This is a genomic window from Paramicrobacterium fandaimingii (assembly GCF_011751745.2).
In the GTDB taxonomy this organism is placed as follows: Bacteria; Actinomycetota; Actinomycetes; order Actinomycetales; family Microbacteriaceae; genus Paramicrobacterium; species Paramicrobacterium fandaimingii.
On the sequence record NZ_CP061170.1, the window covers coordinates 3,437,899 to 3,463,351 of the forward strand.

Consider the following 25,453-nt stretch of genomic DNA (forward strand, 5'->3'; position numbering starts at 1 on the left):
AACCGAGTATCAGTCGACAGATCGACTCTGTCAAGAAAATAGTTAAGCGTTTATCTGGTTGTTATGCTCGGCGTATCGACACGCGTGAAAGACTGCAAGCGTTCACACAAAGAAAGGGCGAGCCCGTGGCCACAATGCACGATGTTGCGCAGCGCGCGGGCGTCTCAATTGCCACCGTTTCGTTCGTCGTCAACGATTCGAAGCCTGTCGCCCCGGCAACACGCGCCCGCGTCGAGACGGCGATGAAAGACCTCGGGTACCACCGCAACTCGGTCGGCCGCGCTCTCGCACGGGGCAGAACATACATCATCGCTCTGCTCTATCCCGCCCTGCAGCACAGCTTCAGCAGAACAGCGGTGCGCTTCTTCACGAGCGCCGCCGCGCAAGCACGCGCACGCGGTTACAACCTCGTGCTCTGGCCCATCAGCAACGAGGCAGAGCAGGTCACCGAGCTCACGTCGACGGGACTCGTCGACGGCGTGCTACTCATGGAGGTGCAGCTCGATGATTCCCGCGTCGGTGAGTTGGAGCGAGGCACGACGCCCTTCGCGCTCATCGGCCGCACACAAGACACATCGGGCATCGCGTTCGTCGACATCGACTTCGAATCGACGATCGAATCGGCAATCGACCACCTCATGAAGCTCGGCCACACAAACTTGGCGCTCGTCGACGGCGGCTACGGCAGTGACGCCCTGAGCGGCTACGGCCCCGTTGCACGCTCGCGATCCACGTTCGGCGACGTGACGACACAGCGCGGGCTGAGCGGCGTGATGCTCACGTGCGACGAGAATCCAGACGCCGGTCGCGAACTCGCGGCATCCTTTTCTGAAACGCATCCAGACACGACGGCGGTGCTCGTGATGAACGAGCTTGCCGCACCGGGTTTTGTCGCCGGCATGAAGCACTCCGGTACCCGCATTCCCGACGACGTATCGATCATCTCCGTCGGATCGTCGGCTGACATGGCATCAATGGCCGACCCGCAGCTGACGCTCATGACGTCGCCGTCAGTCGAACTGGGCAGCTCGGGAGTCGATGCCGTGATCGACCGCATCGAGAATCCAGAGAACCCGCTGCCCCAGTCGCTGATTCCCTGCACCTTCACCGCGGGCAGATCGGTGGCGCGCGTTCGCGGCTCGTCATGACAGCTGCCGAAGCATGAGCAGTCGGGCGGCCGGTTCGTCGGGAAGCGTGACGGTCAGCACACCCGAGGCACCGTTCCACTCCGTCTGCGTTGGCAGCGCCGTCGGGTACAGGCACGACACCTTGATCGCCGATCCTGTGAATTCTTGCAGCGGAATCTCGACGCTCGTCGGGCCGCTTCGCCTCCACACCGAGAGGTAGGTGCGGTTGGCTGCCGTGAGGCCAAGCGACAGAACGTCGTCGTGCCAGCCGGGCAGACCGTGCGGCCAGAACGGTGCTGAGACCGCAAGATCGGCGCGTATTTCCGTGTAGACCGCGATCGCCTCGCGCACCTGCTCCGCCTGCTGCCGGTCGAGCAGGTCGAGGCGCCCTCCGAGGTGCACACGCCCGAGCAGGCTGTTGACCATCGAGAAGGCGAGTCGCTCGCTGCCCCAGTCGGCGTTTGGATACGCCCAGACGGCACCTTGCTCTGGCGTCACGGCGGTCGGTGCCGACGCGGCGATGGGCGCGTAGTGAAGCGGGTCTTGGTTGTCGCTCGTCGACTGAACCGGATGCAGCGCAAGCGACGCGTAGTCCATGCGCTGCCCTCCGCTCGCGCAGTTCTCAATCACAAGGGTCGGATGCCGATCGAACAGACTCGAGACCCATTCAAGGTAGGCGCGCCCATGTTCGAGCTGACCATCGCCCGGGCTGCTGCCCAACACATCGGTGCCCTGCGTCACATCCACGTTGTAATCAAACTTCAGATAGCCGACGCCGTAATCGGTGATGAGTCGCTCGACGACCCCGTTCAACCGGTCGATCACGGCGGGGTGGCGAAAGTCGAGTTGGTAGCGACCCGCCTCGATAACGCGAACTCCGTCGCGCTGAAAGAACGCCTCGTGTGGCAGCTCATCTGCCGCCGCGCTTCGCACGCCGATCGATTCGGGTTCGAGCCAGAGCCCGGCAATCATGCCCGCCGCGCGAATACGCTCAGTCACCTCAGCGAGCCCTCCGGGGAAGCGCCATGGGGCCTCCCGCCATTCGCCCACGGCGTCCCACCAGGCACGATCATCGGCGTGCCATCCCGCGTCGATGCAGAAGTACTCGGCGCCCGCAGCCGCCGCCGCGTCGATGAGCGGACGCAGCTTCTCGGTTGTCGGGTCGCCCATGAGCGCATTCATGAAGTCGTTGAAGATCACCGGGAGCCGCTCATTGTCCGGGTGCGGCCGACGAATGCGCCGCCGATACGCGTTCATGGCGGCAAACGCCGCGTCGTCTCCGCGCGCGACGGCGACGGCAGCGGCAACCCCGCGACATCGCTCGCCCGGCGCAAGCCGACGCGTCCACGCGTGCGCCTGGTCGGTCGGCCCCGTTCCCACGACGTAGAGCGCGCCTTCCCAGTCGCCGATCTCCCACCGCCAGCCGCCGTTGTTCTCGATCTGCCAGAGCGTCGAGCGAGAACCGTCGTTAGCGCTCAGCATTCCGAGCGGAAGGTGGCCGCCACTCGACCAGCTTCCTCGGCCCGTCAGCGAGAACGACGCGCGCGAGCCCGCATACCTCCACTGGGCGAGGCCGACATCGTCGAGACCCAGGTCGCCGGGAGGGCTGTGCTGCCAGGATGCCTCGCGAAACCAGCTGTTGTCGGCGAACGCGACTCTCTGATCGTTCCACCACGCACTGCCAGGAGCGGTGAGCCCTCCCAGCGCAAACGACGAGAGCAGCTGCACGTCGGCGGGGGCGTCACCGTCGTTGATCACGTCGGTCTGCCACCGTGCCACCGCGATGTCGCGCCAGCTGCGAAGCCGCGTCACAACGGTGAGCGAGCTGCCGGGGTCACGCATGGTCACCTCGAGCGTGCTGCTGTCACCCTCCGTCATCTCGTCGTGCGACACGTAGCGCATCCGTCGGCTCAGTGCGCTGCCCATCAGCCGCTCCGAGGAGGCGATGGCGTTCCCCTCCCCCGCAACGCGCACTTCGGCGAGGGGAAGACCGGCGGAACCCGCAGTCCATCCCGGCTCCCCCGGGGCACCGATGTACGCCACCCGCGGCGGCGTCGCTTCGCAATCGATGACAACCTCAAGGCTCCCTGGCCTCCAGGTGATGAGACCGGTCATGCGCGCTCCCCTTCGCCGTTGTGCGCAGCGCGATTGCGCGCGTCGATGTCTTCTGAAACACGATTCGTGACGGGAAAGTAGACGGTGTACGTCTCATCGCGCACCAGGTACAGCGGCGCGAACCGAATCGCCTCTTGTTGCCCGATACTGCGAAAGCCGGGCAGCCACTGTGCCCACTGCCGTTCATTGTCTGGTGCAAGAATCGTCGTCGGGTCATTGGGATTGCCGTGAAGGCGAAGCTCTCGATCCGTCAGGCCAGCAAGCACGACCGGGCCATGCACAAATGCAACGGTCTCGGGCTCATCCGGTATCGGCTCACTCTGAAGCGAGCACGGGAGAGACACTCGAACCCGTGTGCGCCCACTCAGGTGACTTAATGTGGCGAATCCGTCGGCAATACATACTTCTGATTCACCGCCGTCGACATCGAATGACGGCTCCCCCTGCACCCAGCCGGGAATGCGCAGACGCACAGGAACTACCGCTGCAGCATCCGATTCGATTGTGATGTCGAATTGCCATGATTCTGGGCGGTGCCGAGACCCCGACCGTCCCGCGTTGGCTTCCGGGCCGACTCTGTCTGCAGTCTCGCTCCGCTCGATGCGGACAACGACGTGCCTCCCGTCGAGCTCAAGCGTGAGGGTCGACGGAATGTACTGCGCGACGATGAGCGTTCCCTCGTCGAGATACGCGATGGATGCCTGGTGCCGGGTGTGCGCCTGCACCAGTGTTCCGTGGCAGCACCAGAAATCCTCGGTCGGCGTTCCCCAGAGCTTGCGTGCGCCCGACTCGAGCGGCAGGAAGTACGACACCATTCCTGTCGCATTATTCTGTTGTGCGAGTATGCCGTTGTAGAGATTCCGTTCGATGTAGTCGAGGTAGTCGCGCTCTCCTGTCCAGCGAAACAGAACATCGGCCAGACGAATCATGTTGTAGACAGTGCAGAGCTCTTGGTTCTTGTCTCCTCGTCGCGCAGCGAACTCAAACGGCGGCGTCCAGATTTCACCCGCTGTCTGGCCTCCCGTGCAGTAGGTGCCTCGCGTTGTCACTGCCATCTCCCAGTACGACGTGACGATATCTGCCCATCGCTGTTCGCCCGTCACCTCGTAGGCTCGAGCGGCGCCCAGCACCTCGGGGATCGTCGTGTTCGCGTGCTTGTTGGTCAGCACATCAGCGCCAGCGATCAGCGGGTCGAACAAGCGGCGCCGGTCATAGCGGTTCAGCAGCCGGCGATACATCTCGTCGCCTGTGAGCGAGAGCAGGTCAGCCCAGATTTCGAGCATTCCGCCGGTCTCAACGTCGAGAATCTCGTCGAATGTCTCGTCATCGAATGACGCGGCCCACCGATCAAACCATGTTGCAGCTCGATGGGCTACGGCGAGCGCACGAGAGTCACCGCATTCCCTCGCCACGTCGACAAGGCCCATCAGCGTCTTGTGCACGTTGTACTGCGGGGCCCACACGGCGCGGCCTTGTGCAAGCCGATGCATGAACGACTGAGGGATGCCGAACACCCACTCACCGCCGTTCTCACGTTGGCAGCGTTCGAGCTCCGCGACGATGGAGCTCACCCGCGCGGCCAGCAGTGCATCTCCCGTCGCGGCCACCTCCCGTGCCGCAGCCGACATCCAGTGTCCGAGAAAATGACCCCGCAGCTCTCCCGATGGCGATTCCCACCCCCAGTGTCGACCGACGCCTCTGTCGGTGGGGTCCTCAGAGCTCGGTTTGAACTGCCAGAGGCGATTCGATATCCCCGCTTCGATGTAGTGGTTCTGAAGCAGGTTGTCGTCGGTCAGCGAGAGAAGATATTCGCGATTCAGGCGGCGACGTCGCTCGAACTCACCCGGACGCAGGGCAACGGCCGACAGCGGAAGGTTCGTGATCATGCGCGGTGCCGTACTCGGTGGAGGTCGACGATGACGGGGTTCTCGCTAACAGCGATGAGCAGCTCGTTCGTGCCTGATCCGGCAAAGAGGAAGGATGACCCTGCCGTCAGACGTAACGAGCCATCTGGGCGAAGCCATTCCGCGTCAGTGCGCCGCCGCACGTGAACGCGAGCCCCGCTTTCGTTCCACTCGAGGCGGTCAACGATGATGCCGCCGCGTGCGGTGAGCCCCGTTATCACACCCTGCTCGCTCCACTCGTCGGGCAGAGCGGGGAACACCCTGAGCGATTCACGATCAGAGGAGACGAGCATCGCCGAGACGAGCGCGGGCAGTCCACCGCTGGGATCGAGGTTGAAGATCCGACCGGCATCGTGCGTCGTGGTGAGCGCCGGCGTCCAGTGCTCGAGAGAAAGCCACTCAACGCAGGTGAGCGCCGACTCCGCATCGCCGAGCGTCGCGGCGGCGAGGCTCAGCTGCACAAGGCCGAACGCCATCTCCATGCGCCCTGGAGGCGCCGCCTGGTCTTCTGCGCGCCACGCAATCTTTCGCCGGATCGTCGTGGCCGCCGCGTTTCTCAGCGCTCGCGCCGACTCGGTGTCGCCGACGAATGCCTCGTCTGGCTCGTACCAGAGCGGGTACAGCTGTGACGTGTGACGGTGTGCGATGTTCTCGGACCAGGCGTCGTCGATCCACTCGGCCAGGGTGCCATCCGCCGCAACGCGATAGTCAGGCAGATCAGAGACAACGCGCGACCACCGTTCGTCGAGAGAATCGTCGCCCCGTGCCTCGGCGAGTACCCGCGCGCAGCGTGCGGCATCTCGCAGAATCGCGATGTCCATCGTCGGATCGGCGGCGAGAGGAAAATCGCTCGAACCGGGCGTGTTCTCGGGCGAATAGCCAGGCACGAGGTGACGTACCCCATCCGTGACGATCGACGCCGACTCGGCGAACTCGAGCACGCCCGTCACGAGAGCCCAGAGATCATCGTCGACAATCGAACGATCACCTGTCGTCGACACAATGTCGGCGGCGAAACGCAAAATCCAGCCTCCGCCGCCCACCCAGAAGACGTGCGGAAACTCCGCCCCGAAGTGGTTGGCTCGCCCCGTATCCGACATTCTCGCGGGCAACAGCATGCCGTTCGCACCGAAGATCTTACGGGCATTCGTTCGATAGTCTTGCAAGTGCGGAAGCACCAGTCTCAGAAGCGAGGTCGCAAGCTCAGGAGTCCCTGTCGGGATCAGACTGGCTGCGCCGCCATTCTGCACGTTGCCGTTCATCGTGTAGTCGGCAGACCAGGCTGGCGTCCAGGTGCCCTGCCACACGCCCTGAAGAGTTGGTGGCAGAAGTCCCGTGGCACCGATGACGTTCGCTCGCCCCGAGAGGTACGCGATCTCGACGACGCGTCGCCGTGCAGCAGCATCCCCCTCCCTCGCCCGGCGCCACGTCAGCTCGGTCAGTTCTGCAGGGTATTCACCACCGAGGTCGAGGACTGATTGCCGCACCAGTTCACCGTGCGTCTCTGACTGCGCCTGCCGCAGCGACGCCCAATCGCGAACATCGACCAATTCGGCAAGCGCCCCCGCGTCGTCACCTACCGCGACGGTCGCCGCAAGAAGCGCCCGCCCGTTTTCGGGCACATCAACGACCGTCGTGAGTTGGGTGCCCGTGTCGTCGAACGCCCACGGGTTGGGGGCGTGAACCCTCGTGGTCGCCGAGATCGCCGACCCGCCGTTCACAGCCGAGGCGACGATGCGAGCGGAGGGTCCGGCAATCAGCTCGCTGCGCACATGCTCGGAGTAGTTGGGGGCACCGGTGACGGCACTCGCCGCGGCTTCGAACGAGAGGCCAAGGTCGACGTGCGCCGAAAGCTGCCGCTCTGACTCGATCGACACCCACACGGTCTCACCGCCACGCGGGGCGATGACACTCACCCGCACAGTCCCGGCAGCAGCATCCTGCCACTGTGCAGCCACCTCTCCGTGCTCGAGATCAACGAACCGTCGCATCGGCTCGTCTTCGCGCCCGGGGATCCGTACGAGCAGCGTCGCACATATGCCCAGAGGGTTCGTCCACACCAAGCCGTTCCCATAGGACGGTTCCGTCGCTGCCGCCATCATCAGTTCCGTCGCGAGCCCGCTGTCGCCGTGGTTCACCGCGTCTCTGATGCTGGCGACGGCCGCAGAGAGGTCAGGCGCCTCGGGCGTGGGGTTCGCCGGGAGGAAGAACTGTTCGTGAGACAGCGATATCGTTTGCTCGCCTGGTTCACCAAAGAGCAGCGCGCCAACAGTTCCGCTGCCCGCGATCAACCCGTCTTCCCATTTCAGTGCGGCGGTCCGGCTCTCGAAGCGAGCCGCTCTTGTTCTCGCGTCAGATGAACGCGTTGAATGCATGGCGTCGAGCATCCTTTCCTCACGGTGACGTGCGCGGCATCAGCCGCACAGTGGCGTGAGCGGGGCGGGCGCCTGAGCGCCGGCCCCGCTCACGTCCTCACTTGTCGTAGGCGTTCTGCCAGATCTCCACATAGCGGTCAGCTCCCAGCCCAGCCAAACCGTCGACGTATGCCGACCAGTCCGCGTCGCTGTTGGGATCGCGCACGCCGGTGATGAATTCCGCCGTCGCTGTCGCCACATAGTTCTCAACGTTCGTCGTCAACGTCGACAGCTCGTTTGAATCATCGTCGGGAACCCAGACGTTCCAGTAGGGGAACATCGCATCAGACTCCTTCCCCTCGTAGAGCTCTGTCGCTTGGTAGAACCGGCGTTCGGCGCCCTCTTCGGTATAGATATCCATGGGCTGCACCTGCGCGTTGCGGAAGTCGTTCGTTTCGAATACCTGTGCCATCGGCCCCCAGTTGCCGTTGTAATCTGCTTCGTTCTCCTCGTCCATCGGAATATCGACGAGACTGGGCTCGAGCTCCGTGTCCAGCGCTATATCGCCCTCTTCCGGCGCGCGCCAGCCGATGCCCTCTTCGCCAAACTCGCCTCGAATGTGCCCTTCGTCAGAGAACATGTAGTTCATGATTTCCATGATCACCTTCTGCTCAACGTCATCGGCTTCCTTTGTGATGACGAAGGTTGCTCCCGGAACGCTGGGCAGCACATAGGTCGCGAGGTCACCTGCTGCCCCGGTCAGCGGGGGCATCGGATTGTACTGATTGACACGATGATCTTCCCGCCCGAAGGTGACGGCGAACCCGGGGTGCATGGCGGTGAAGCCGCCGACGAGCACGCCTTCAGCCGAGTTTCCGGTGGCCGTCATCGCATCTCCGCCTTGGGAGAAGGCCGACGGATCAATGAGCCCTGCCTTCCACAGCTTGCTCATAAACTGCAACCCTTCGCGCCAACCGTCCTGTGCTGTCTGCATCTGCACAGTGTCGCCGTCAAGCCCAAGCGAGACGGGTTGTCCGGTAGCCCCAGACCCCGTGTTGAACGCGTTGTAAATGAAGGCGTTCATGATGAACGGAACGAGTGACTGCTGCGTACTTCCCGTCAGCGGAATCTCGTCAGCCCTGCCGTTGCCATTCGGGTCTTCGTTCTTGAACGCTGTCATGACATCGAAGAGTTCGTCTGGCGTGCTCGGCATGTCCATCCCGAGATTGTCTAGCCATTGGGTGTTGATCCAGAACTTGTACGGATACGAGCAGTGATAGCAGTCGTTCCATTGGGGGAGACCCCAAATTTTGCCATCCGGGGTCTCCGTCAATTCTTTGAAGCCGGGCTCTGCATCGAGTGCCTTCGCAATATTGGGGCCGTAGTCGTCGATGAGGTCGTTCAGGGGGAGGATGACTCCCTGGTCGCCGTATCTCTGCAATTCGGCCTGGCTGAACTGCGATGCCCAGGGCACAAGCATGTATGCCTCGGGTAGTTCGCCGCCCGCAAGCGAGATCTGACGCGCTTCCGTTGCCTCTGAGGCCCCATATCCCGTGGTCTGAAACTTGATGTTGACGTCAAACTTCTCTTCGATCAGCTTCGTGAAGGAGTTTGTGTTGAGATCGATCTGTGCGCCTTGCTCACCGAAGATGGTGATGACCTTTTGGTCTTCTTCTGCGCTCTGCCCCGTGCAACCCGCAAGTGCGAGTCCCGAAATGGCGAGCACAGCACCGACCGCGATCGGATTCACGCGTTCGGCTCCTTTGCCGTGGTGTGATCGTAAGAACACTGTCTTACCTTTCTCTCGTGGTTATTGAACCCGGATGCCCCGGGGCTCTGAGGTGCGAAACCAAAGGGTGGCTTCGCAGTCCGTCGCTTCTCAGCCCTTGACAGAGCCGAGCATGATTCCTTTGTTGAAGTACCGCGCCACAAAGGGATAGATCAGCATCACCGGAACAGTCGAGATGACAATCAGCGAGTACTTCAGCAAGTCGGCCAGCTGCTGGCGCTCGATCTGCGCCGCAGCGTCCATTCCAGGGGTAGCCTGATTGAGGATCAGCACATTGCGCAGAACGATTTGCAGCGGGTACAAGCTGGGATCCCTGAGGTACATCAGAGCGTCGAAGTAGGAGTTCCACTGGAAGATCGCGTACATGAGCGCGATCACAGCCAGCAGCGGCTTCGACAGCGGAAGCACAATCGTCCACAGAAAGCGCAGGTCACTGGCTCCGTCAAGCTGGGCCGCCTCGTACAGCTCATCCGGAATCGACGACCGAAAGAAAACGACAGCGATGATGACCTGCCACACTCCGACCGCCTGAGGAAGAAGCAACGCCCAACGTGTGTCGAGAAGGCCAAGCTGCTGCACAACGATGTACGTCGGGATGATGCCTCCCGCGAAGAGCATCGTGAAGATGACACCGAGGCTCAGTCCACCGCGCCCCCACAGATCTTTCCGCGAAAGCGGATATGCAATGGCAACCGTGAGAGTCAGGCTGATCAGAGTGCCCACCGTCGTGTAGATCAGCGAGTTGAGGAACCCCGTCATGATCTGAGAGTCGCCGAGAGCTCGTTCGTACCCTTCAAGAGTGAAATCAACCGGCCAGAACGTGACCCGTCCAGCTGACACGGCTAGCGGCGAGCTGAACGAGCTCGCCACGATATAGAGCAGTGGCAAGAGAACGGCAAGCAAAAAGGTCGTCAGCAGGATGTACACGCCGATCATGAAGAAGCGATCGACAAGCGGATCCTTGATTTGTGTCTGGTGATCACCGAGACGGTTTCCTCCCGCGCGCATGCCCTTCTTGCCTGTCACAGCAATCAGACTCCGAGTCGTCACAGGCCCCGTCTTACCCAACTTCGTCATCACCACAATCCCGTTCCCGTCACACGTTTCGATACAGCGTTGACTCCGAGGAGCAGCACCAGGTTGATGACGCCGTTGAAGAGCCCGATCGCTGCTGCTTGGCTAAAGTCGGCGTTCAGAAGCCCGACTTTGTACGTATACGTTGGAATAATCTCCGACTGAGACAGGTTCAGCGAGTTCTGAAAGAGGAAAGCCTTCTCGAAGCCGATGGCCATCACATTCCCAACGCTCAGAATGAGGATGGTCATTGCCGTCGGCATGATGCCGGGAAGGTCGACGTTCATGATTCTCTGGAACCTGCTGGCGCCATCCACTTTCGCCGCCTCGTACAGCGACACATCGATCGCTGACAGCGCTGCGAGGTAGATCACAGCGGAATACCCCGTCGTCTGCCAGACGTCTGTCGCAACGTAGATATGGCGGAAGAAGTCAGGATCGCCGAGAAAGTCGATGGCGTGCATTCCGAAGAACGACGTGACGTCTCCCGCCAGGCCGAGCTTCGGCGAAAGAAACAGGATTGTCATCGAGACGACGACAACTGTGGAGATGAAGTAGGGCGCGTACGTAACCATCTGCACGGTGCGCTGGAAGAAGCGACTGCGCACCTCGTTGAGTGCGAGCGCAAGGATGATCGGCATCGGAAAACTCACGAGCACCACGTACGTCGAAAGAATGAACGTGTTGCGAAGCAACGTCCAGAAGATGGGATTGTCGAAGAATCGCGCGAACTGCTCGAACCCTGCCCACGGGCTTCCCCATACGCCGTCGACAACGTTGTAGTCCTTGAACGCAATGACTGCGTTGGTCATCGGAATGTACTTGAAGATGATGAAGTAGGCGACAGGCGGAATGATCAGCAGGTAGAGCTGCCAATGCCTCCGGAAGCTGCGCTTTGCGGACCGCCACCCCTTCGCATTCGACGGCTGCCGCACCTGCCGGGCGGCGCCGTCGACGCTCGGACCTGCGGCGCCCTGCACAGGCATCACCACGGGCGACCACGCTCGCTCAGACCGACAACGCGTGCCTCAGCGGCGCTATTCGCAACCTGCAGAGAGCGGGGAATCATCGTTGAGACCATCCAATCGTCGTCGAACCGGGACGAAAACGACAATAAACGTCAGATCATTTCGTGTCAATGCTTCTTTCGAAAACGGTTCAAAACTCACTTTCCACCCCGAAGACCGACTCCCGCGACGGCAGTAGGGCACGCGCCGCTGAGCACGGTGAACGCGCTACATCGGCCATTTTATGCGAAATATTTTCCCTCCGCGCCCTCGAGAGACGCTGTGGACCCCGAGCACGCAACTGATGCACCCGCACAAAACGTCGCCGACGACAGCTCACGAATTTCTCTAATTTGTCGAACAACTGCCCAAACGCAGTATGCTTGACCTCGTGGTAGATGACGGCGCAAGAATTCCAGCCGAGGGCGGGTCGCGTACCGACTTGGTCATCAGCAACGTCAAGCAGATGATTGCGACAGGGGAACTTCGCGCTGGCGATCGCCTGCCCATTGAGAAGGAGCTTTCCGCTCGCTGGGGCGTTTCTCGCGGTTCACTGCGCGAGGGCGTTCGCGCGCTCGCCACGCTCGGGGTGCTTGAGACGCGTCAAGGCGACGGCACCTACGTCACCCAACTCGACCCCGACTCGCTGCTCAGCCCTTTGGGCTTCTACGCAGAGCTTCGCAACAGCGACCAGTCAACGGACCTGCTCGCGGTTCGCCGCGTTCTGGAAAGCGAATCGGCCAGCCTCGCGGCGACGCGCATGACCGAGATCGAGATCGAGAGCCTCGAGAGCATCCTCTCGGGCATTGACCAGGTGTTGGAATCTGACGACGTCGACCCCGAGGCCTTCATCGACGCGGATGCCGAGTTTCACCGCAGGATCGCGAATGCGAGCGCGAATCCAGCGCTCGCGGCAATGATCGGCAGCCTGATGACGCGCACGCTGCGTGCCAGACTGTGGCGCGCAATCACCGAACGCGATTCGCTCGGAGTCGCCCACTCTGAGCACCGCGCGATTCTCGACGCGCTTCGCACGCGTGACCCGGAACGATCCCGAATTCGCATGGCCTCGCACCTGCTCGGCGTGGAAGAGTTTGCCGCGGCCCACCCCTCGGGGCCCGACGGTATTGAGGGTACCGGCGACTCCGAGGGCACCGACGACTAGACCGCTGCCGCGAGTGCCAGCTCCGCCCAGTATGTTCCGTTCGGGTGGCTGTACATCGCGATTGTCTCCTGCTTGATCTCCGCGCTATAGCCGGGCTGGCTCGGCATAATGTAGTGCCCGTTCTCCACAAGGCAGGGGTCAACGAAATGCTCGTGGAGGTGGTCGACGTACTCCGTGACACGCCCTTCCAACGAACCGGATACGGCGACATAGTCGAAGATCGCCAGATGCTGCACCAGCTCGCAGAGCCCAACGCCGCCAGCGTGAGCGCACACAGGCACGTTGAACTTGTGGGCCATGAGATACACGGCGATGATCTCGTTGACACTCGCCAGACGGGCAGAGTCGAGCTGGCAGAAGTCGATGGCCTCGGCCTGGAACATCTGCTTGAACAGCACACGATTCATTCCGTGTTCACCGGTCGCAACGCCAATTGGCGCAACGGCTCGACGGATCGCGGCGTGACCCAGAATGTCGTCGGGGCTCGTGGGCTCTTCGACCCACAGGGGTTTGAACTCAGCAAGCTGGCCAACCCAGTCGATTGCCTGCGGAACATCCCACATCTGGTTTGCATCGATCATGAGCTCGACGTCCCAGCCCACCACGTCGCGTGCGATTCTGAGTCGTCGTACGTCGTCCTCGACGTCCGCACCGACCTTGAGTTTGAGATGACTGTAGCCCTCGGCGACGGCTTCTTCGAGAAGGTGACGAATCTTGTCGTCTGAGTAGCCGAGCCAACCCGCACTCGTCGTATAGCACGGGTAGCCCCCGCGCTCGGCGAGGTCGGCGATGCGCGCCTGTTTTGATCCGCTTTGCGACTGGAGCATTTCGAGCGCTTCTTCCCTGGGGAGAACGTCGGAGAGATAGCGGAGGTCTGCGACGTCGACAAGCTCTTCAGGGCTCATCTCGGCGAGCAGCTGCCAGAGCGGCACGCCGGCGCGGCGAGCGGCCATGTCCCAGAACGCGTTCATGAGCGCGGCCATCGCGAGGTGCACCACCCCCTTCTCGGGCCCGAGCCACCGGAGCTGCGAGTCCGACGCGAGTTCGCGGTACGTACCGCCGAGATCATCGAGCAGTTCGTCGACATCTCGGCCGACAAGCGGCGTGCCGCGTTGCCTGGCAGCCTCGGCGCACAGGTCGTTTCCCCGCCCGATCGTGAAGGTGAAGCCGTAGCCCGTGAGCCCCGAGTCCGTCTCGATCACGACGTACGCGGCGGAATAGTCGCCGTCTTTATTCATCGCGTCTGAGCCGTCTGCTCTCAGCGAGGTGGGAAATCGGATGTCGTGGACACGAACATGAGTGACGATCGCCATCAATCGGCCTTCTTTCTTCTCCAATGCGAGAATACATTAGATCAATAACACCATATTCGCATAGTATGGCAGTGAACATCGCGCGCTACGTAAGATAGATCTGACGTTAACGTCGCGTATGCCGCTGTCGCACGAAAGGTCATTAAGCACCTCAAGGGCCTTGGCTGGATCTACGTGAGAAACGACAAAGGTAGTCACGAGATATGGGGGTTGCCCGACGAGTCTGTGAAGGCAACGATTCCAGTCGGACACCGACAGGTTTCTGCAGGAGTTCTGCGTCAGCTCGAGAAGCGTGCGACTGCCCGCGCGTAGAATCGCGGTACCCGACGAGCGCAATAAAGGAGGATGCGTGAGCTCCCCAGCATCCGAGATCTCCGACGCAGAGATGCGGGCCTTCGCGCACCGCATGCGCGTTGAGTTTCCCCGCTTTCTCATGCAATACCGCTTCGCCGTCGACGAGATGCTCACTAAGGTGTCGATCCTGCGCGAAGAGTTTCTGCACTTGCACCGCTACAACCCCATTGAGCACGTCAGCTCCCGGGTGAAGTCGCCGCAGAGCCTGCTGAATAAAATGGCGCGGCGCGGCGTCACGCCCGAGATCGAGCAGATCCGCCAGCAGATCACCGACATCGCCGGCATCCGCATCTCCTGCAGTTTCATTGCCGACACGTATCGCGTGCTTGAGACGCTCACCTCGCAAGACGATGTGCGCGTGCTGCAGATCAAGGACTACATCAAAAACCCCAAACCCAGCGGGTACAAGAGCCTGCACGCGATTCTCGAGATTCCCGTTTTTCTCTCAAACGGCGCCGTTCCCGTGATTTGCGAGGTGCAGATTCGCACGATCGCGATGGATTTTTGGGCGAGCACCCAGCACAAGATCAACTACAAGTACCGCGGCCAGGTGCCCGACCGGCTCGTTGACGAGTTAAAGCAAGCGGCGGATGCTGCCGGGCAGCTCGACCGCCAGATGGAACGCCTGCACGCTGAAGTGCACGGGGACGACCTGGCGGACGATGCGCCGGGCGTCGACGACGACATTCTGCGCCGCCTGTGGGAGCTGGCCTCGCGCGAAAGCTGATCTCAGGCGCGTCGTGCGTCGCACGCACCGTGAGCTGTGCGGCTATTCGAGCACGGCGACCGGACCGCTGCGTACCGTGTGCATCAACCACAGTGCGTCGGCGACGGCATCCGGCTCGTGCCTCTTACCCGGCCCGACTGCGGCAGCCGCACCCACGATGATCGTCGTAACGGGGCGCTCATTCTGTTCGTCGTTCGTCATGCTCCCCAGCATCCGCCACCTGCCGTCGAGAGGGAACACCCTGGCGTTCCCGGGTATGCCAGACCCACCCTCGTGACGCGAGAGCGAGTCGCGCGAAGTCGCGTCTCAGTAGTGGAGTCTGCAACGCCGTGACTACTGCATTGTGCGGCTGCCCCTGGCGCGTCTTCCACGTGTTGTCGGGGATCTCAGACTTCGCCCTACTTACGCAGGCGCCCGCGCGAGGGCGTGCGTAGTTCGGTGTCGGCCACTGTGGTCATATCGGAATCACACCGGTTCTGATCAACCACACAGGGGAGACAGGAATGACCACCAAGACCACCGACCGCACGAGCACAAAGGGCACGCTCACCGGAATCGTCGCCGCGGCAGCAGGAGTCGTCGTACTACTCGGAGGCGCCGGCTCGTTCGCGCTGTGGAATGCACAGGGCGGTCTTGGCTCAGAGAACACCAGCACCGGCCACCTCACCGCCACGTTCGCCGACCCCACGTGGAATGACCTCACGCCGGGTCACGAGAAGGAGTCGGTTGCGATTGACACCTTCCACCTGGTTCCCGGTGACGTGCTCGAGGGCACGTCGATAATCACCGTGGATGCTGTCGGCAACAACATCGCGGTCAACGCAGAAGTGACCGGGCCCGATGGCGCACCCATCGGAGCAAGCCTCCCCGAGGGCGTCTCGCTCGACACCCAGGTCACCGCCACGAACGCCGACGGTGAGACTGTGACAACGCTGAGTGAGGGAACCAGCACCGTCACGGTAACGGTCACGCTGTCGTACGCCGTCGACAGCGGCAACACCAGCATGAACACGCCCATCAACCTGCAGGACATCGACGTCACCCTGCAACAGATCGCCCCGACGGCCGGCTAGGCTCCGCGGCACCCCCGCCTCGGGCGGCGGTGAGCCCCCTACTCACGCCGTCCGAGGCTTCACTCATCATCTGATCATCCGTCGAGAAGGAGGAGGCGACATGCACACACGAACGCTGGTGCGACGCATCGCCGCCGGAACACCTCTCGTTCTCGCCGCGGCCGCCGCCTTCGTTCTCTCGGCGCCGGCCGCCTCAGCTCACGCCAGCTGGGAAGACTCGTCGCCCTTCGGGGGCCAGGCGAGCACGGGCCAGCTGCGCTTTGCAGACGACAGCATCACCGGCGGCGAGTGGACGGACACTGACGGCGCCGCATTTGATTCAGCTTCCGACACCCTCACCGCCGGCCAGGCGCTCAGCTATACGGTCAGCGACGTGGGGGTTGTCGCGGTTGGAGACAACCTCTCGGCTCACATCGAGTATGCGTCTGGCGCCGTCGTTCCCGAAGGCATTCGCGATCACATTTCGCTCGCCATCACCACCGACCCCACAACGATCGCGGGGGCCTCGGCAGACAGCAGCGGCACGCAATCCGTCGACCTCACGGTGACGCTGACCGCCGACGATGGGCTGAACGCAGCGGGAACGATCGACCTCAGCCACCTCGCCGTCACCCTTACCAACGGGGCGAGCTGGACCGACACGGCGGCGCTGAACGCGGGCACGCTCACGACCGCTCCTCTCGCGCCGGGCGGCACAGTTATTCTGCGGTTCGACCCCGCCGTTGAAGACGACGACATTGTCGGCTTCTACCTCGATAACCCACGCCCTGGAACGACAATCGCGTGGGGCATTTGGAATACGGCAGGCACCGAGCTCGAGACGAAGGCCGTCGACGGCCTCAACTCGATGGACTTCAGCGCGTCACCTGGAGCGAATCGCGATGTGAAGATCACCGGAGCGTTCGACGGCTTCGGGTCTGCCGAGCAGACCGAGAGCCTCATCGGCTCCCTCACGCACGTCGAAGGCTGGACCGACGATATCGGCTCGACATCAGCCGCGTACGCGTTCGCGAACGCCACGCACCTCGTGTCGGTGAGCAGCATGCCCAGCGGCATCACCGACGCATCCTATGCATTTCACAATGCGGGGAGCAAGGCCACTTATGCTCTCGCGATTCAGAACTGGGACACCGCGAACGTGACGACGATGGCGCACATGTTCGACGGGGCCACGAGCTTCAACTCCTGGGATATCGGGTCGTGGAAGACCGCGAATGTCACCGACATGTCGTACATGTTCGCCGGTGCCACGTCGTACTCGACTCCTCTCTACAGCTGGGACACGTCGCGGGTCACGACGATGGAGGGCATGTTCGCCGGTGCCACCGCGTTCACCGGTGACTGGTGGGGCAACTCGATCGGGTTGTGGAACGTCTCGGCCGTCACCAACATGGACCGCATGTTCACCGGTGCAGCCGTCTTCAACGCAGACCTCTCCGGCTGGAACGTGTCTGCGGTCACCAGCCACGTCGACTTCGCCACGGGGGCCGCGCTCGCCCCGGAGCACACCCCAGTGTGGAACGACGCAACCGAAAGCGACAGATCGCGCAGGTCGCAGCCCCGGGCGGATCCGGCTCCGACTGTCCCTCCGGCAGAATCCACGACAGACCCCATCGAGGCGCCGAAAGACGATGACGGCAGTGACCCGGATGCCGGGGAGTCGACCGACCCCGACGCAGACGAGCCGATCGATCCGGATGCTGGGGAGTCGACCAATCCGTCACCTCCCGCCTCGAACGACGATGCTGAGGCCACATCATGACACGCACGCACGCTGACCGCACTCGCCCCGAGAACCCGGTGCTCCGCGGCATCCTGATGGGTCTCTCATGGGGAATCCTCGGGCTCACCCTTCTGCTGGGAATTCTCGTCATCGCGGTGCCGAAGCTGGTCGGCGGCGTGCCGTTGACGGTGCTCTCCGGATCAATGGAGCCAACGCTGCCCGTCGGCTCGCTCGTCGTTGTGCGCCCCGTTGCTCCCGACGACGTGCGGGTCGGCGACATCGTCACCTATCTGCCGAACCCCGACGATCCCACAGCGATCACGCACCGCGTGACCGCCATCAATCACAACGGCGACGGCTCCCGCGTGTTCACGTTCACCGGCGATGCGAACGCCACGGCCGATGCTCCGGTTCGCGAGCAGCAGGTGCGCGCAGAAGTTTGGTACGCCATCCCCGGTCTCGGCTATGTGAACTCGGCCGTCAACGGCGACGACACCGGCTGGGTTGTCTATGCCGCCGCCGGGGCGTTCTTTCTCTGGGCGATCGTGCTGTGGGTCAAGGCGGCGCGCACCCGAATCAGGAACCGGCTCGTGCCAGCTGACTCCGATCGTTGACGGCCAGCTTCTGCATGGCGCGGTACACGTGACTCTCGATTGTGCGCACCGACAGAAACAGCCTGCCCGCAATCTCGCGGTTTGAGAGCCCTTCGCGCACGAGATCGATGATCTCCTGTTCGCGTGCCGTCACGTTGGCAGACGAGGTCTTCTGCGGAACCGATGCCCGCACGTCTCTGCCCGCGATCTCCGTGTACGCGGCATCGGAGTACGCAGCACCGTCGGCCGTCGCCCGCTGCTGCGCGGCCTCAGCCGCGGCGGTGCGAATCGCTCCACCCATCACCATCGATTGCGCAGCATCCGCGATCTCGGTGGTCGTGCCGTGCGCAATCGTCTCGTGCAGGCGCACGACGGGGGCAAGCAGCGGAATGCGCATCGTCGCGAAGGCCGCGGTGAGACGATTGAGCCTGGCGTCGCTCAGGGTTGTCGGCGTCATCGCCCAGCTGAACGCGGCGGACGCCCGGCGTCCCGTCGCCCACAGCTCTTCTCCGTGACGCCACAGAGGCTCGGCATCTGCTGCCCCGGTGAGAGCGGAGGCGACCTCGGCATGAGCCCACGGGCGCACGAAATCCAGTGGCGGCACGGACGTGCGCGGCGTTGCGTCGAGCTCATCAAGAAGCGTCTGCGCGAGACCATGGTGCCCGTCGCGCGCGTGCAGAACCGCGGCGAGAGCGAAGACCCGTTCGTCGAAGGGGCTCTGCACCGGGCCACAGCGGCCGATGCGCAGCACAACGCTCAGCGCCCGAAGCGCGCGGTCGCTTTCCCCGGCGATGAAGAGGGCCGTCGCAAGCCCGCGCGCGGCGACCCGCACGGAAAATGGGCTCAACTCGTCGTAGGCGTCGCTCAATCGCCGTCGCGACCACGCAATCGAATCATCCACCTGGCCCACCATAAGAAGCGCGTCGCCGCGCAGCGCATTCAGCTGGTGAGCAATGGGCATCTGCATGCGCGCCCCCTGCCACTGATCCAACACGTCGAGTGCCTGGTCAGGAGCGCCCGCCTCGAGAGCCTCCTCCACGCGCACGATCGCTGCGATGCCGCGCAGCGCCGGCGGCACATCCTGGGCGTCGTCGACATCGGCCATGCTCAGAGTCGTCGTGGTCGCTTCCGGGTCAAACTGCTGAACAAGACGGTGGAGAAATGCTTGCCCCATCTCTGGTGCCACGAGCGTGCCCGACGGGCCGGAATCGGAGCGCAATCCGTCGACGAAGCTGCCGCCGCAATATGCCTGCCACTGGCCGCGCAGCAGAGCGTACGAACCGACGTGCTCGCTTCGGTCTGATGTACTGGCGGCGGTCTCCGCGAACACACGATCGACGTCAATGGTGTCGAGTCCGTCGAGCAGCCTGAGCCGCAGAAGCGGAAGCGCGCTTGCGACGTCGCGCCGCTCATCCCACGTCTTCTGCCAGAGGGAGGCCTTGGTGCGCACCGACTCGGCGAGCACGGTCACCTGCTGGTGCGCTGGAGCGTCTTCGGGGTATCCGCCCACCGGCTCGACCGCGGCAGGCAACGTACGCTCGGGCGTTCGAAGCTCGCCCACCCCAAGCGATTCATCCAAGCGCGCGCGAAACACCGCCCGCCTCGTGGGCGACAGGTGCAGTCTCAGCGAGTTGGCCAGCACGGGCGGGCTCACAGCGATAGCGTTCTCGGCCGGCCGCTCGAACACGGCAAGGCGCCCAGCGCGGTCAAGCCCGGTGATGCAGTCGTCTCCCAGAATGCGCCGGGCGTGGGTCACGTTCATCAGCCCGAACCAGGCGATGAGCTCGAGGCCCTCTCGGAGTTGGTCGTCGAGCTGGGCCATCAGACCGTCCATCAGCGACCGTGTCGGCACGTTGTCGAGCACCCCCGTTTGAGCCCACCGCCCGTGCACGTTCGTGATCGCGTGGTTGTCGAAAGCGGCGAACGTGAGCTTCTGCACCACACGCGGAATGCCGCCTGATCGCCCAGCAATCGCCGCGGCAAGGCCTCCTTCGACCTGTCCGCCGAGCAGCTCGCCCATGTATTCGACCACGTCTGCGACGCCCAGCGCCGGAATCTGATCCGTCGCCGCGCCGCACAGCACACTGGCCCACCGGTCATCTGAACCTGCTGCGTAGGGAACAGTGGCGACGATGCTCAGGCGGTCAGGATGCTGTCGCAGCACCGTGTCGATGACCGTCATCGATGCCGCGTCGAGACGATGCACGTCGTCGATCAGAATCGTGGCACGGCTGCCGCCCACCAGGTCGAGAAGCGACTCTGTCGCTTCAGACGGCCCAAAGCGCGACGTGCTGCCTGGCGCAAGCGCGGTGTGCTTCAAGAACGCGCCGAGGGCAACGGCATCGCCGACCCCCGAGAGTTCGACGACTGATCTACCCGCAGCACGCAGCGGCTCACGCAGCGAACGCAGCACCGTCGATTTGCCCGAGCCGACATCACCTGAAAGCAGAACATGCTGCCCCCGCTGCACGCGCAGCATCGTTCTTTCACGCAAGCGCGCGTGTGTGAACATCTCCATGCCGACCCCCTCCAGCCGGAACTCCTCCAGCATGGCACGTTCGGGCAGAGATGCGCGCTAAAGACTCACATCCGTGATGTCAATGCGCCCGAGAATCTTGCCCGCAATCTCGCCTAGCGTGTTGACCTCTTCTTCGGTCAGGCGCGCATCCACGAGCTCACGACGAGCTTCCCGTGCGACGTGATACCCCTGACGAGTAGCCGCTACGCCGTCATCCGTGAGCGCGATGATGGCAATGCGGCGATTCGCGGCATCCGCTCTGCGTGCTACCCACCCGCGGCGCACGAGGCGATCTGCCAGCCGCGTCATGCCGCTCGGGCTCATGGACAGGCGCGCTGCCGCCTCCGACATCGTGAGACTGCGGTCGATCGCGTTCGCGAGGTACCAGAGCGCTTGAAACTCAGACGACGACATTCCGACGCGCTCGGTGAGCCGCATGCTCAATTCTGAATCGAGAAACGCGGCAGCCTTCTGCAGGTCTACCCACGCCAGGTCTCGATCGCGATCTTTCACGAGTTCAGGATATCGGGAATTGCGCGCGCAATCTTTGCGTTAGCAACACTTGCACAGTCAAACAAATGAAAGGTGTGCAGTATGAGCTCAACAATTCTCGTCAGCGGCGCAACCGGAACCCAGGGCGGCGCGGTCGCCCGAGTGCTGCTCGAACACGGTCACAGCGTGCGGGCAATGACACGCAAACCCGACGGCGACGCCGCGCGTGCGTTGAGTGCTCTCGGAGCAGAGATCGTGGCGGCCGACTTCAACGACCCGGCAACTCTGCGCGCGGCAGCATCCGGTGTTGATGCCGTGTACGCGATGGGCACTCCGTACGAATCGGATGCCGAGACGGAAGAGCGCCAGGCGAACGCTCTGCTCGACGCCGCCGTCGCGGCAGGCGTGGAGTTCATCGTCTACTCGTCCGTCGCGAGCGCGCTGGACGACTCGAAGGTGCCGCATTTCGAGAGCAAGGCACGCGTCGAGCAGCACCTCGAGACGCTGGCCGTTGCGAATACGGTGGTTGCTCCCGCGATGTTCACCGACAACATCCTCGCCCCGAACAACGCAGAATCGCTTGCCGCTGGGCGTTATGCGTTCCCGGTTCCTGCCGACGTCCGCGTTCAGAAGGTGGCGATCTCAGACCTTGCCGAGTTCACGGCGCTCGTCTTCGATGACCCGCAGCGATTCACCGGCCAGCGCATTGAGCTTGCCTCGTCTGACGAAACGGGGGCCGGGGTGGCCACGGCGCTCACCCGCGTGCTCGGGCGGGAGATCGAGTACAGCGAGGTCCCTCTCGAGGCGGTCGAGGCCAGCGGCAACGAGGACCTCGCGTCGATGATGCGATTCCTCCGGGGCCATGGCTACACGGTCGACATCGAGGCACTGCACGCCGCGTACCCCGAAATCGGCTGGCACACCGTCGAGAGCTGGGCGCGCGAACAAAGCTGGTAGGCACTGACCGCGCAGATCGGGGACCAACTTTCGCTATCGCCACGGGTCTTGGCATAGCAAAAGTTGGTCCTCGATTGGTGCCGTCGGCACCAATCGGTGATCTGTCGAGTTCAGCGAACGACAGCATCCGATCCGCATACACGTCGGGCCGCCTCGCGATGCGCGAAGCGGCCCGACGTCAGGATGCTGCTACTCGGCGTCCCTCGGTGACGAAGAACCTGATGGGCTCGAGGCACCGACGCGATCGCCGTTCTTGACCGCACGCTGCTCGGCACGCTGCTCAGCCTCGAGTCGCTCGGCCTCCTCGCCGCCAATCGCCTCACCGCGGGCGACGAGCCCCGATTCGGTCTGCAGTGGAATCTGCTTCAGCAGCAGCGCCAGCAGGAACGCCACAGCGATGAACGGCAAGATGTACCAGAACACCGGCGCAAGAGCATCCGCGTATGCACCGACGATGCCATCGCGCACGGCCTCGGGCAGATCGTTCAGCACCGACGGATCGATGGTGGCTGTCGCATTCGCCGCATCAGAGGCGCTGGCGCCAGCATCCGTGAACACCGACGTAAGGTTCTCAGTCAGACGCGTCGTGAAGAGGGTGCCGAACACGGCGGTTCCCAGCGATGCGCCCACCTCCCTGAAATAGTTGTTCGTACTTGTCGCGGTGCCGATCTGAGCGGCCGGCACGGCGTTCTGCACCACCAGAACGACAACCTGCATGATCAGGCCGAGCCCGACGCCGAACACAAACAGGAACACACAGATGAGCCAGATCGGAGTGGATGCCGCCAGGGTTGTGAACGCGAGCATCGCCGCGCCCATCACGACGGTGCCGATGATCGGGTACATCTTGTATTTGCCGGTCTTGGTGATCGCAAGCCCCGACCAGATCGACGTGCCGATCATGCCGACCATCATGGGAATCAAGAGCAGACCGGATGCTGCCGCAGACGTGCCCGACGCCATCTGCAGGAATGTCGGGAGGAAGCCGATTGCGGCGAACATGCCGATTCCGAGCACCATGCCGATGGCCGACGCGTTGATGAAGATGGGGTTGCGGAACAGGCTGAGCGGAATGATCGGGTCGGCCGCGCGCGCCTCGGTAATGATGAACGCTGCCGCCGCGGCGAGCATGCCTGCGCCCCACGCCCAGGTCGCGACCGAGCCCCAGCCGAAGTTGGCGTCGCCGCCGAAGTCGGTGAAGAAGATGAGACACGTCGTCGCGATCGAGAGAAACACGACGCCCAGAATGTCGATCGGCTTGTCGGCTCGCTTACTCGGCAGCTTCAGCGTGACTAGGGCGATGATGAACGCGGCGATGCCGATGGGAATGTTGATGTAGAAGCCCCACTGCCAGGTGAGGTGGTCGACGAAGTAGCCGCCGAGCAGTGGGCCGGCCACAGCCGAAAGGCCGAACACGGCGCCAAGCGGACCCATGTATTTGCCGCGCTCACGAGCGGGCACGATGTCGGCGATGATCGCCTGCGACAGGATCATGAGCCCGCCGCCGCCGAGCCCCTGCAGGGCGCGGAACACGACGAACGCCCAGAAGCTCCCGGCAAAGGCACAGCCGACCGAGGCGAGCGTGAACAGCGCGATCGCGATCAAGAACAGATTGCGCCGCCCGAGCACGTCGCCGAATTTGCCGTAAATCGGCATCACGATCGTTGTGGCGAGCAGGTACGCGGTGACGATCCACACCTGGTGCTCAACGCCGCCGAGTTCGCCGACGATCGTCGGCATGGCTGTCGACACGATGGTCTGGTCAAGGCTGGCGAGCAGCATCCCCGCGATGAGGGCTCCGAAAATCGTCCAAATACGCCGCTTTGTCAGCAGAAAGGGCGCCGTTTCCGTTGTGGTCATTGTTGCCGTTCTCTCGAAATCAAGTGAGCCTGTGCGACTCGGAAAAGATGCTGGTTGTCAGTTGAGGAGGTCTCGGGCAGCAGCGATCCGCCGCTCGAAAATGCGCGAGAAGTGCTCGATGCTCGGCGGGGCATCGCCATGATCAGCGAAGTACTCCTGGGCGGCGGCCCGGCTGAACGCGCCGACGATGTGCACGAGGGTCGAGGCTCGCAGGTCGCCCGCATCCATGCGCTCACGCTGCTCGATGAGCGCAATGTCACGTTGCTCATTCGCCTGGATCATCTCGAAGACGCGCGTGTGCAGCCGCGGTTCGCGCTCAATTGCGGCTTTCATTGCCCGAACATCGGATGCCGAAGGAGCCACGATCTCCCACCGGGCCAGGTGCAGCGCAACGAAGTCGTCGACGAGCGTGTCTGAGATCGAATCCCCCGCCGGGCTGCCCCCGTCGAGGAACGTCTGCGTGAGCTCGTCATCACCGTGCGGGGCGAGGATGCCGAGAACAGCATCCTCCTTCGATGCGAAGTAGTTGAAGAACGTGCGCCTCGACACCCCGGCTGCCTCGCACAGCTCTTCGACCGTGTAGCCGGTGAAGCCGTCGCGGGCGGTCCACTCGCGTGCGAGCTCAATGAGCCGCTCTGCAGACTCCTGACGGCGACGCTCTCGCAGATTCGTTGCACTTTCCATCACAACGTGCATTCTTGCACTTTTACCCTATGAGTGCACTGAGAATATTGTTCTCGCCTGCCAAGCGGCGCACAACACAATGCCGCGTTAGTCGGGGACCAACTTTTGCTATCGCCGCGGCGCACCGAATATCAAAACTTGGTCCCCGATTGGTGATGCGAAACACGATTCGGGCCGCCGCGCAGCGCGCGACGACCCGAACCGGTGAACGTCGAGTACTACTTGCCCTCGGGGATCGCCGCGACGGCGTCGATCTCGACGAGGATGTTCGCCAGCTGCGAGCCCACAGTGGTGCGCACCGGGAACGGCTCGGCGAAGAACTCCTTGTAGGCCTCGTTGAACTCGGCGAAGTCCGCCAGGTCGGCGAGGTGCACCGTTGTCTTCACGCAGTCGTTCAGCGTGAGTCCCCGCTCGGCGAGCGCCGACTGTACGTTGCGCAGCACCTGGCGCGTCTGGTCGCCGACGCTCTCGGGAACTGCGTTGCCGTTGGCGGCATCCTGTGGCCCGAACCCGGCCGTGTACACGAACCCGTTCGCTTCGACCGCCTGGCTGTAGGGCCCCGCCGGCTGCGGTGCGTTCGTGGTGTGGAATGCCTTCTTTGTCATACGGATGCTCCTTGATGTA

At 63.1% G+C, this 25,453-nt stretch carries 21 protein-coding genes; 8 read left to right on the top strand and 13 right to left on the bottom strand.

Annotated features, from left to right (window positions below; translation table 11 throughout):
• Nucleotides 1-134 precede the first annotated feature (134 nt).
• A complete protein-coding gene (locus HCR84_RS16615) occupies nt 135-1,148 on the top strand; it encodes a LacI family DNA-binding transcriptional regulator (RefSeq protein WP_244972623.1) in 1,014 nt (337 codons plus the stop codon).
• Here HCR84_RS16615 and HCR84_RS16620 read toward each other — a convergent pair.
• The 6 genes from HCR84_RS16620 to HCR84_RS16645 all read right to left on the bottom strand — a co-directional run bounded on the left by HCR84_RS16620 (nt 1,143) and on the right by HCR84_RS16645 (nt 11,349).
• On the bottom strand, nt 1,143-3,242 hold the full coding sequence (locus tag HCR84_RS16620) for an alpha-galactosidase (RefSeq protein ID WP_166979104.1): 2,100 nt from the start codon (nt 3,240-3,242) through the stop codon (nt 1,143-1,145). The genes HCR84_RS16615 and HCR84_RS16620 overlap by 6 nt on opposite strands.
• Nucleotides 3,239-5,128 (bottom strand): beta-L-arabinofuranosidase domain-containing protein, encoded by a 1,890-nt coding sequence (locus HCR84_RS16625; protein WP_166979101.1) that lies wholly within the window; start codon nt 5,126-5,128, stop codon nt 3,239-3,241. Before HCR84_RS16625 ends, HCR84_RS16620 begins: the two co-directional genes overlap by 4 nt.
• Nucleotides 5,125-7,521, bottom strand: coding sequence for a glycosyl hydrolase family 95 catalytic domain-containing protein (locus HCR84_RS16630; RefSeq protein WP_166979098.1), 2,397 nt, complete (start codon nt 7,519-7,521; stop codon nt 5,125-5,127). Before HCR84_RS16630 ends, HCR84_RS16625 begins: the two co-directional genes overlap by 4 nt.
• A gap of 97 nt (nt 7,522-7,618) precedes the next feature.
• Nucleotides 7,619-9,250, bottom strand: coding sequence for a type 2 periplasmic-binding domain-containing protein (locus tag HCR84_RS16635; RefSeq protein ID WP_166979095.1), 1,632 nt, complete (start codon nt 9,248-9,250; stop codon nt 7,619-7,621).
• Nucleotides 9,251-9,379: 129 nt separating this feature from the next.
• Nucleotides 9,380-10,315: a carbohydrate ABC transporter permease gene (locus tag HCR84_RS16640; RefSeq protein WP_244972520.1), complete on the bottom strand. Its 936-nt coding sequence runs from the start codon at nt 10,313-10,315 to the stop codon at nt 9,380-9,382.
• A gap of 50 nt (nt 10,316-10,365) precedes the next feature.
• Nucleotides 10,366-11,349 (bottom strand): ABC transporter permease, encoded by a 984-nt coding sequence (locus tag HCR84_RS16645; protein ID WP_166981692.1) that lies wholly within the window; start codon nt 11,347-11,349, stop codon nt 10,366-10,368.
• A 412-nt stretch (nt 11,350-11,761) separates the two neighbouring features.
• Between HCR84_RS16645 and HCR84_RS16650 the strand changes: the two genes are divergently transcribed.
• A complete protein-coding gene (locus HCR84_RS16650; protein ID WP_244972521.1) occupies nt 11,762-12,535 on the top strand; it encodes a FadR/GntR family transcriptional regulator in 774 nt (257 codons plus the stop codon).
• Here HCR84_RS16650 and HCR84_RS16655 read toward each other — a convergent pair.
• Nucleotides 12,532-13,848 (bottom strand): enolase C-terminal domain-like protein, encoded by a 1,317-nt coding sequence (locus HCR84_RS16655; RefSeq protein WP_166979089.1) that lies wholly within the window; start codon nt 13,846-13,848, stop codon nt 12,532-12,534. The genes HCR84_RS16650 and HCR84_RS16655 overlap by 4 nt on opposite strands.
• Before the next feature lie 141 nt (nt 13,849-13,989).
• On the opposite strand from HCR84_RS16655, the gene HCR84_RS16660 reads away from it, so the two are divergent.
• Both HCR84_RS16660 and HCR84_RS16665 read left to right on the top strand, forming a co-directional pair.
• Complete coding sequence (locus HCR84_RS16660) at nt 13,990-14,160, top strand: type II toxin-antitoxin system HicA family toxin (RefSeq protein WP_166981688.1); 171 nt, start codon at nt 13,990-13,992, stop codon at nt 14,158-14,160.
• A 37-nt stretch (nt 14,161-14,197) separates the two neighbouring features.
• Complete coding sequence (locus tag HCR84_RS16665; RefSeq protein ID WP_434063544.1) at nt 14,198-14,929, top strand: GTP pyrophosphokinase; 732 nt, start codon at nt 14,198-14,200, stop codon at nt 14,927-14,929.
• Nucleotides 14,930-14,971: 42 nt separating this feature from the next.
• Here HCR84_RS16665 and HCR84_RS16670 read toward each other — a convergent pair whose 3' ends face one another.
• The gene (locus tag HCR84_RS16670; protein ID WP_166979086.1) at nt 14,972-15,130 is read right to left on the bottom strand and encodes a hypothetical protein; all 159 of its coding nucleotides are present in this window, start codon (nt 15,128-15,130) and stop codon (nt 14,972-14,974) included.
• A gap of 302 nt (nt 15,131-15,432) precedes the next feature.
• On the opposite strand from HCR84_RS16670, the gene HCR84_RS16675 reads away from it, so the two are divergent.
• The 3 genes from HCR84_RS16675 to HCR84_RS16685 all read left to right on the top strand — a co-directional run bounded on the left by HCR84_RS16675 (nt 15,433) and on the right by HCR84_RS16685 (nt 18,339).
• The gene (locus tag HCR84_RS16675) at nt 15,433-16,002 is read left to right on the top strand and encodes an alternate-type signal peptide domain-containing protein (protein WP_166979083.1); all 570 of its coding nucleotides are present in this window, start codon (nt 15,433-15,435) and stop codon (nt 16,000-16,002) included.
• 100 nt (nt 16,003-16,102) lie between these two features.
• Entirely contained in the window at nt 16,103-17,764 is a 1,662-nt protein-coding gene (locus HCR84_RS16680) for a BspA family leucine-rich repeat surface protein (RefSeq protein ID WP_166979080.1), read from the top strand.
• Complete coding sequence (locus tag HCR84_RS16685; protein ID WP_166979077.1) at nt 17,761-18,339, top strand: signal peptidase I; 579 nt, start codon at nt 17,761-17,763, stop codon at nt 18,337-18,339. The genes HCR84_RS16680 and HCR84_RS16685 overlap by 4 nt, the downstream gene beginning before the upstream one ends.
• Here the strand turns inward: HCR84_RS16685 and HCR84_RS16690 are convergent.
• Together HCR84_RS16690 and HCR84_RS16695 are read right to left on the bottom strand one after the other, a co-directional pair.
• Complete coding sequence (locus HCR84_RS16690; RefSeq protein WP_166979074.1) at nt 18,302-20,836, bottom strand: LuxR C-terminal-related transcriptional regulator; 2,535 nt, start codon at nt 20,834-20,836, stop codon at nt 18,302-18,304. The genes HCR84_RS16685 and HCR84_RS16690 overlap by 38 nt on opposite strands.
• A gap of 57 nt (nt 20,837-20,893) precedes the next feature.
• Nucleotides 20,894-21,349: a MarR family winged helix-turn-helix transcriptional regulator gene (locus HCR84_RS16695; RefSeq protein ID WP_166979071.1), complete on the bottom strand. Its 456-nt coding sequence runs from the start codon at nt 21,347-21,349 to the stop codon at nt 20,894-20,896.
• Between the two features lie 81 nt (nt 21,350-21,430).
• Between HCR84_RS16695 and HCR84_RS16700 the strand changes: the two genes are divergently transcribed.
• Entirely contained in the window at nt 21,431-22,285 is an 855-nt protein-coding gene (locus HCR84_RS16700) for an NmrA/HSCARG family protein (protein WP_166979068.1), read from the top strand.
• 189 nt (nt 22,286-22,474) lie between these two features.
• Here the strand turns inward: HCR84_RS16700 and HCR84_RS16705 are convergent, their stop codons facing one another.
• The 3 genes from HCR84_RS16705 to HCR84_RS16715 all read right to left on the bottom strand — a co-directional run bounded on the left by HCR84_RS16705 (nt 22,475) and on the right by HCR84_RS16715 (nt 25,434).
• A complete protein-coding gene (locus tag HCR84_RS16705) occupies nt 22,475-24,145 on the bottom strand; it encodes an MDR family MFS transporter (RefSeq protein ID WP_166979065.1) in 1,671 nt (556 codons plus the stop codon).
• 57 nt (nt 24,146-24,202) lie between these two features.
• On the bottom strand, nt 24,203-24,829 hold the full coding sequence (locus HCR84_RS16710; RefSeq protein ID WP_244972523.1) for a TetR/AcrR family transcriptional regulator: 627 nt from the start codon (nt 24,827-24,829) through the stop codon (nt 24,203-24,205).
• A gap of 218 nt (nt 24,830-25,047) precedes the next feature.
• The gene (locus HCR84_RS16715) at nt 25,048-25,434 is read right to left on the bottom strand and encodes a RidA family protein (RefSeq protein WP_166979062.1); all 387 of its coding nucleotides are present in this window, start codon (nt 25,432-25,434) and stop codon (nt 25,048-25,050) included.
• Between the last annotated feature and the right edge of the window lie 19 nt (nt 25,435-25,453).

What these genes read in the sequence shown, in the direction of transcription:
- HCR84_RS16615 (WP_244972623.1), top strand. Translation starts at nt 135, where the DNA reads ATGCACGATGTTGCGCAGCGCGCGGGCGTCTCAATTGCCACCGTTTCG.
- HCR84_RS16620 (WP_166979104.1), bottom strand. Translation starts at nt 3,242, where the DNA reads ATGACCGGTCTCATCACCTGGAGGCCAGGGAGCCTTGAGGTTGTCATC.
- HCR84_RS16625 (WP_166979101.1), bottom strand. Translation starts at nt 5,128, where the DNA reads ATGATCACGAACCTTCCGCTGTCGGCCGTTGCCCTGCGTCCGGGTGAG.
- HCR84_RS16630 (WP_166979098.1), bottom strand. Translation starts at nt 7,521, where the DNA reads ATGCATTCAACGCGTTCATCTGACGCGAGAACAAGAGCGGCTCGCTTC.
- HCR84_RS16645 (WP_166981692.1), bottom strand. Translation starts at nt 11,349, where the DNA reads ATGCCTGTGCAGGGCGCCGCAGGTCCGAGCGTCGACGGCGCCGCCCGG.
- HCR84_RS16655 (WP_166979089.1), bottom strand. Translation starts at nt 13,848, where the DNA reads ATGGCGATCGTCACTCATGTTCGTGTCCACGACATCCGATTTCCCACC.
- HCR84_RS16670 (WP_166979086.1), bottom strand. Translation starts at nt 15,130, where the DNA reads ATGACGAACGACGAACAGAATGAGCGCCCCGTTACGACGATCATCGTG.
- HCR84_RS16675 (WP_166979083.1), top strand. Translation starts at nt 15,433, where the DNA reads ATGACCACCAAGACCACCGACCGCACGAGCACAAAGGGCACGCTCACC.
- HCR84_RS16680 (WP_166979080.1), top strand. Translation starts at nt 16,103, where the DNA reads ATGCACACACGAACGCTGGTGCGACGCATCGCCGCCGGAACACCTCTC.
- HCR84_RS16685 (WP_166979077.1), top strand. Translation starts at nt 17,761, where the DNA reads ATGACACGCACGCACGCTGACCGCACTCGCCCCGAGAACCCGGTGCTC.
- HCR84_RS16690 (WP_166979074.1), bottom strand. Translation starts at nt 20,836, where the DNA reads ATGGAGATGTTCACACACGCGCGCTTGCGTGAAAGAACGATGCTGCGC.
- HCR84_RS16700 (WP_166979068.1), top strand. Translation starts at nt 21,431, where the DNA reads ATGAGCTCAACAATTCTCGTCAGCGGCGCAACCGGAACCCAGGGCGGC.
- HCR84_RS16705 (WP_166979065.1), bottom strand. Translation starts at nt 24,145, where the DNA reads ATGACCACAACGGAAACGGCGCCCTTTCTGCTGACAAAGCGGCGTATT.
- HCR84_RS16710 (WP_244972523.1), bottom strand. Translation starts at nt 24,829, where the DNA reads ATGGAAAGTGCAACGAATCTGCGAGAGCGTCGCCGTCAGGAGTCTGCA.
- HCR84_RS16715 (WP_166979062.1), bottom strand. Translation starts at nt 25,434, where the DNA reads ATGACAAAGAAGGCATTCCACACCACGAACGCACCGCAGCCGGCGGGG.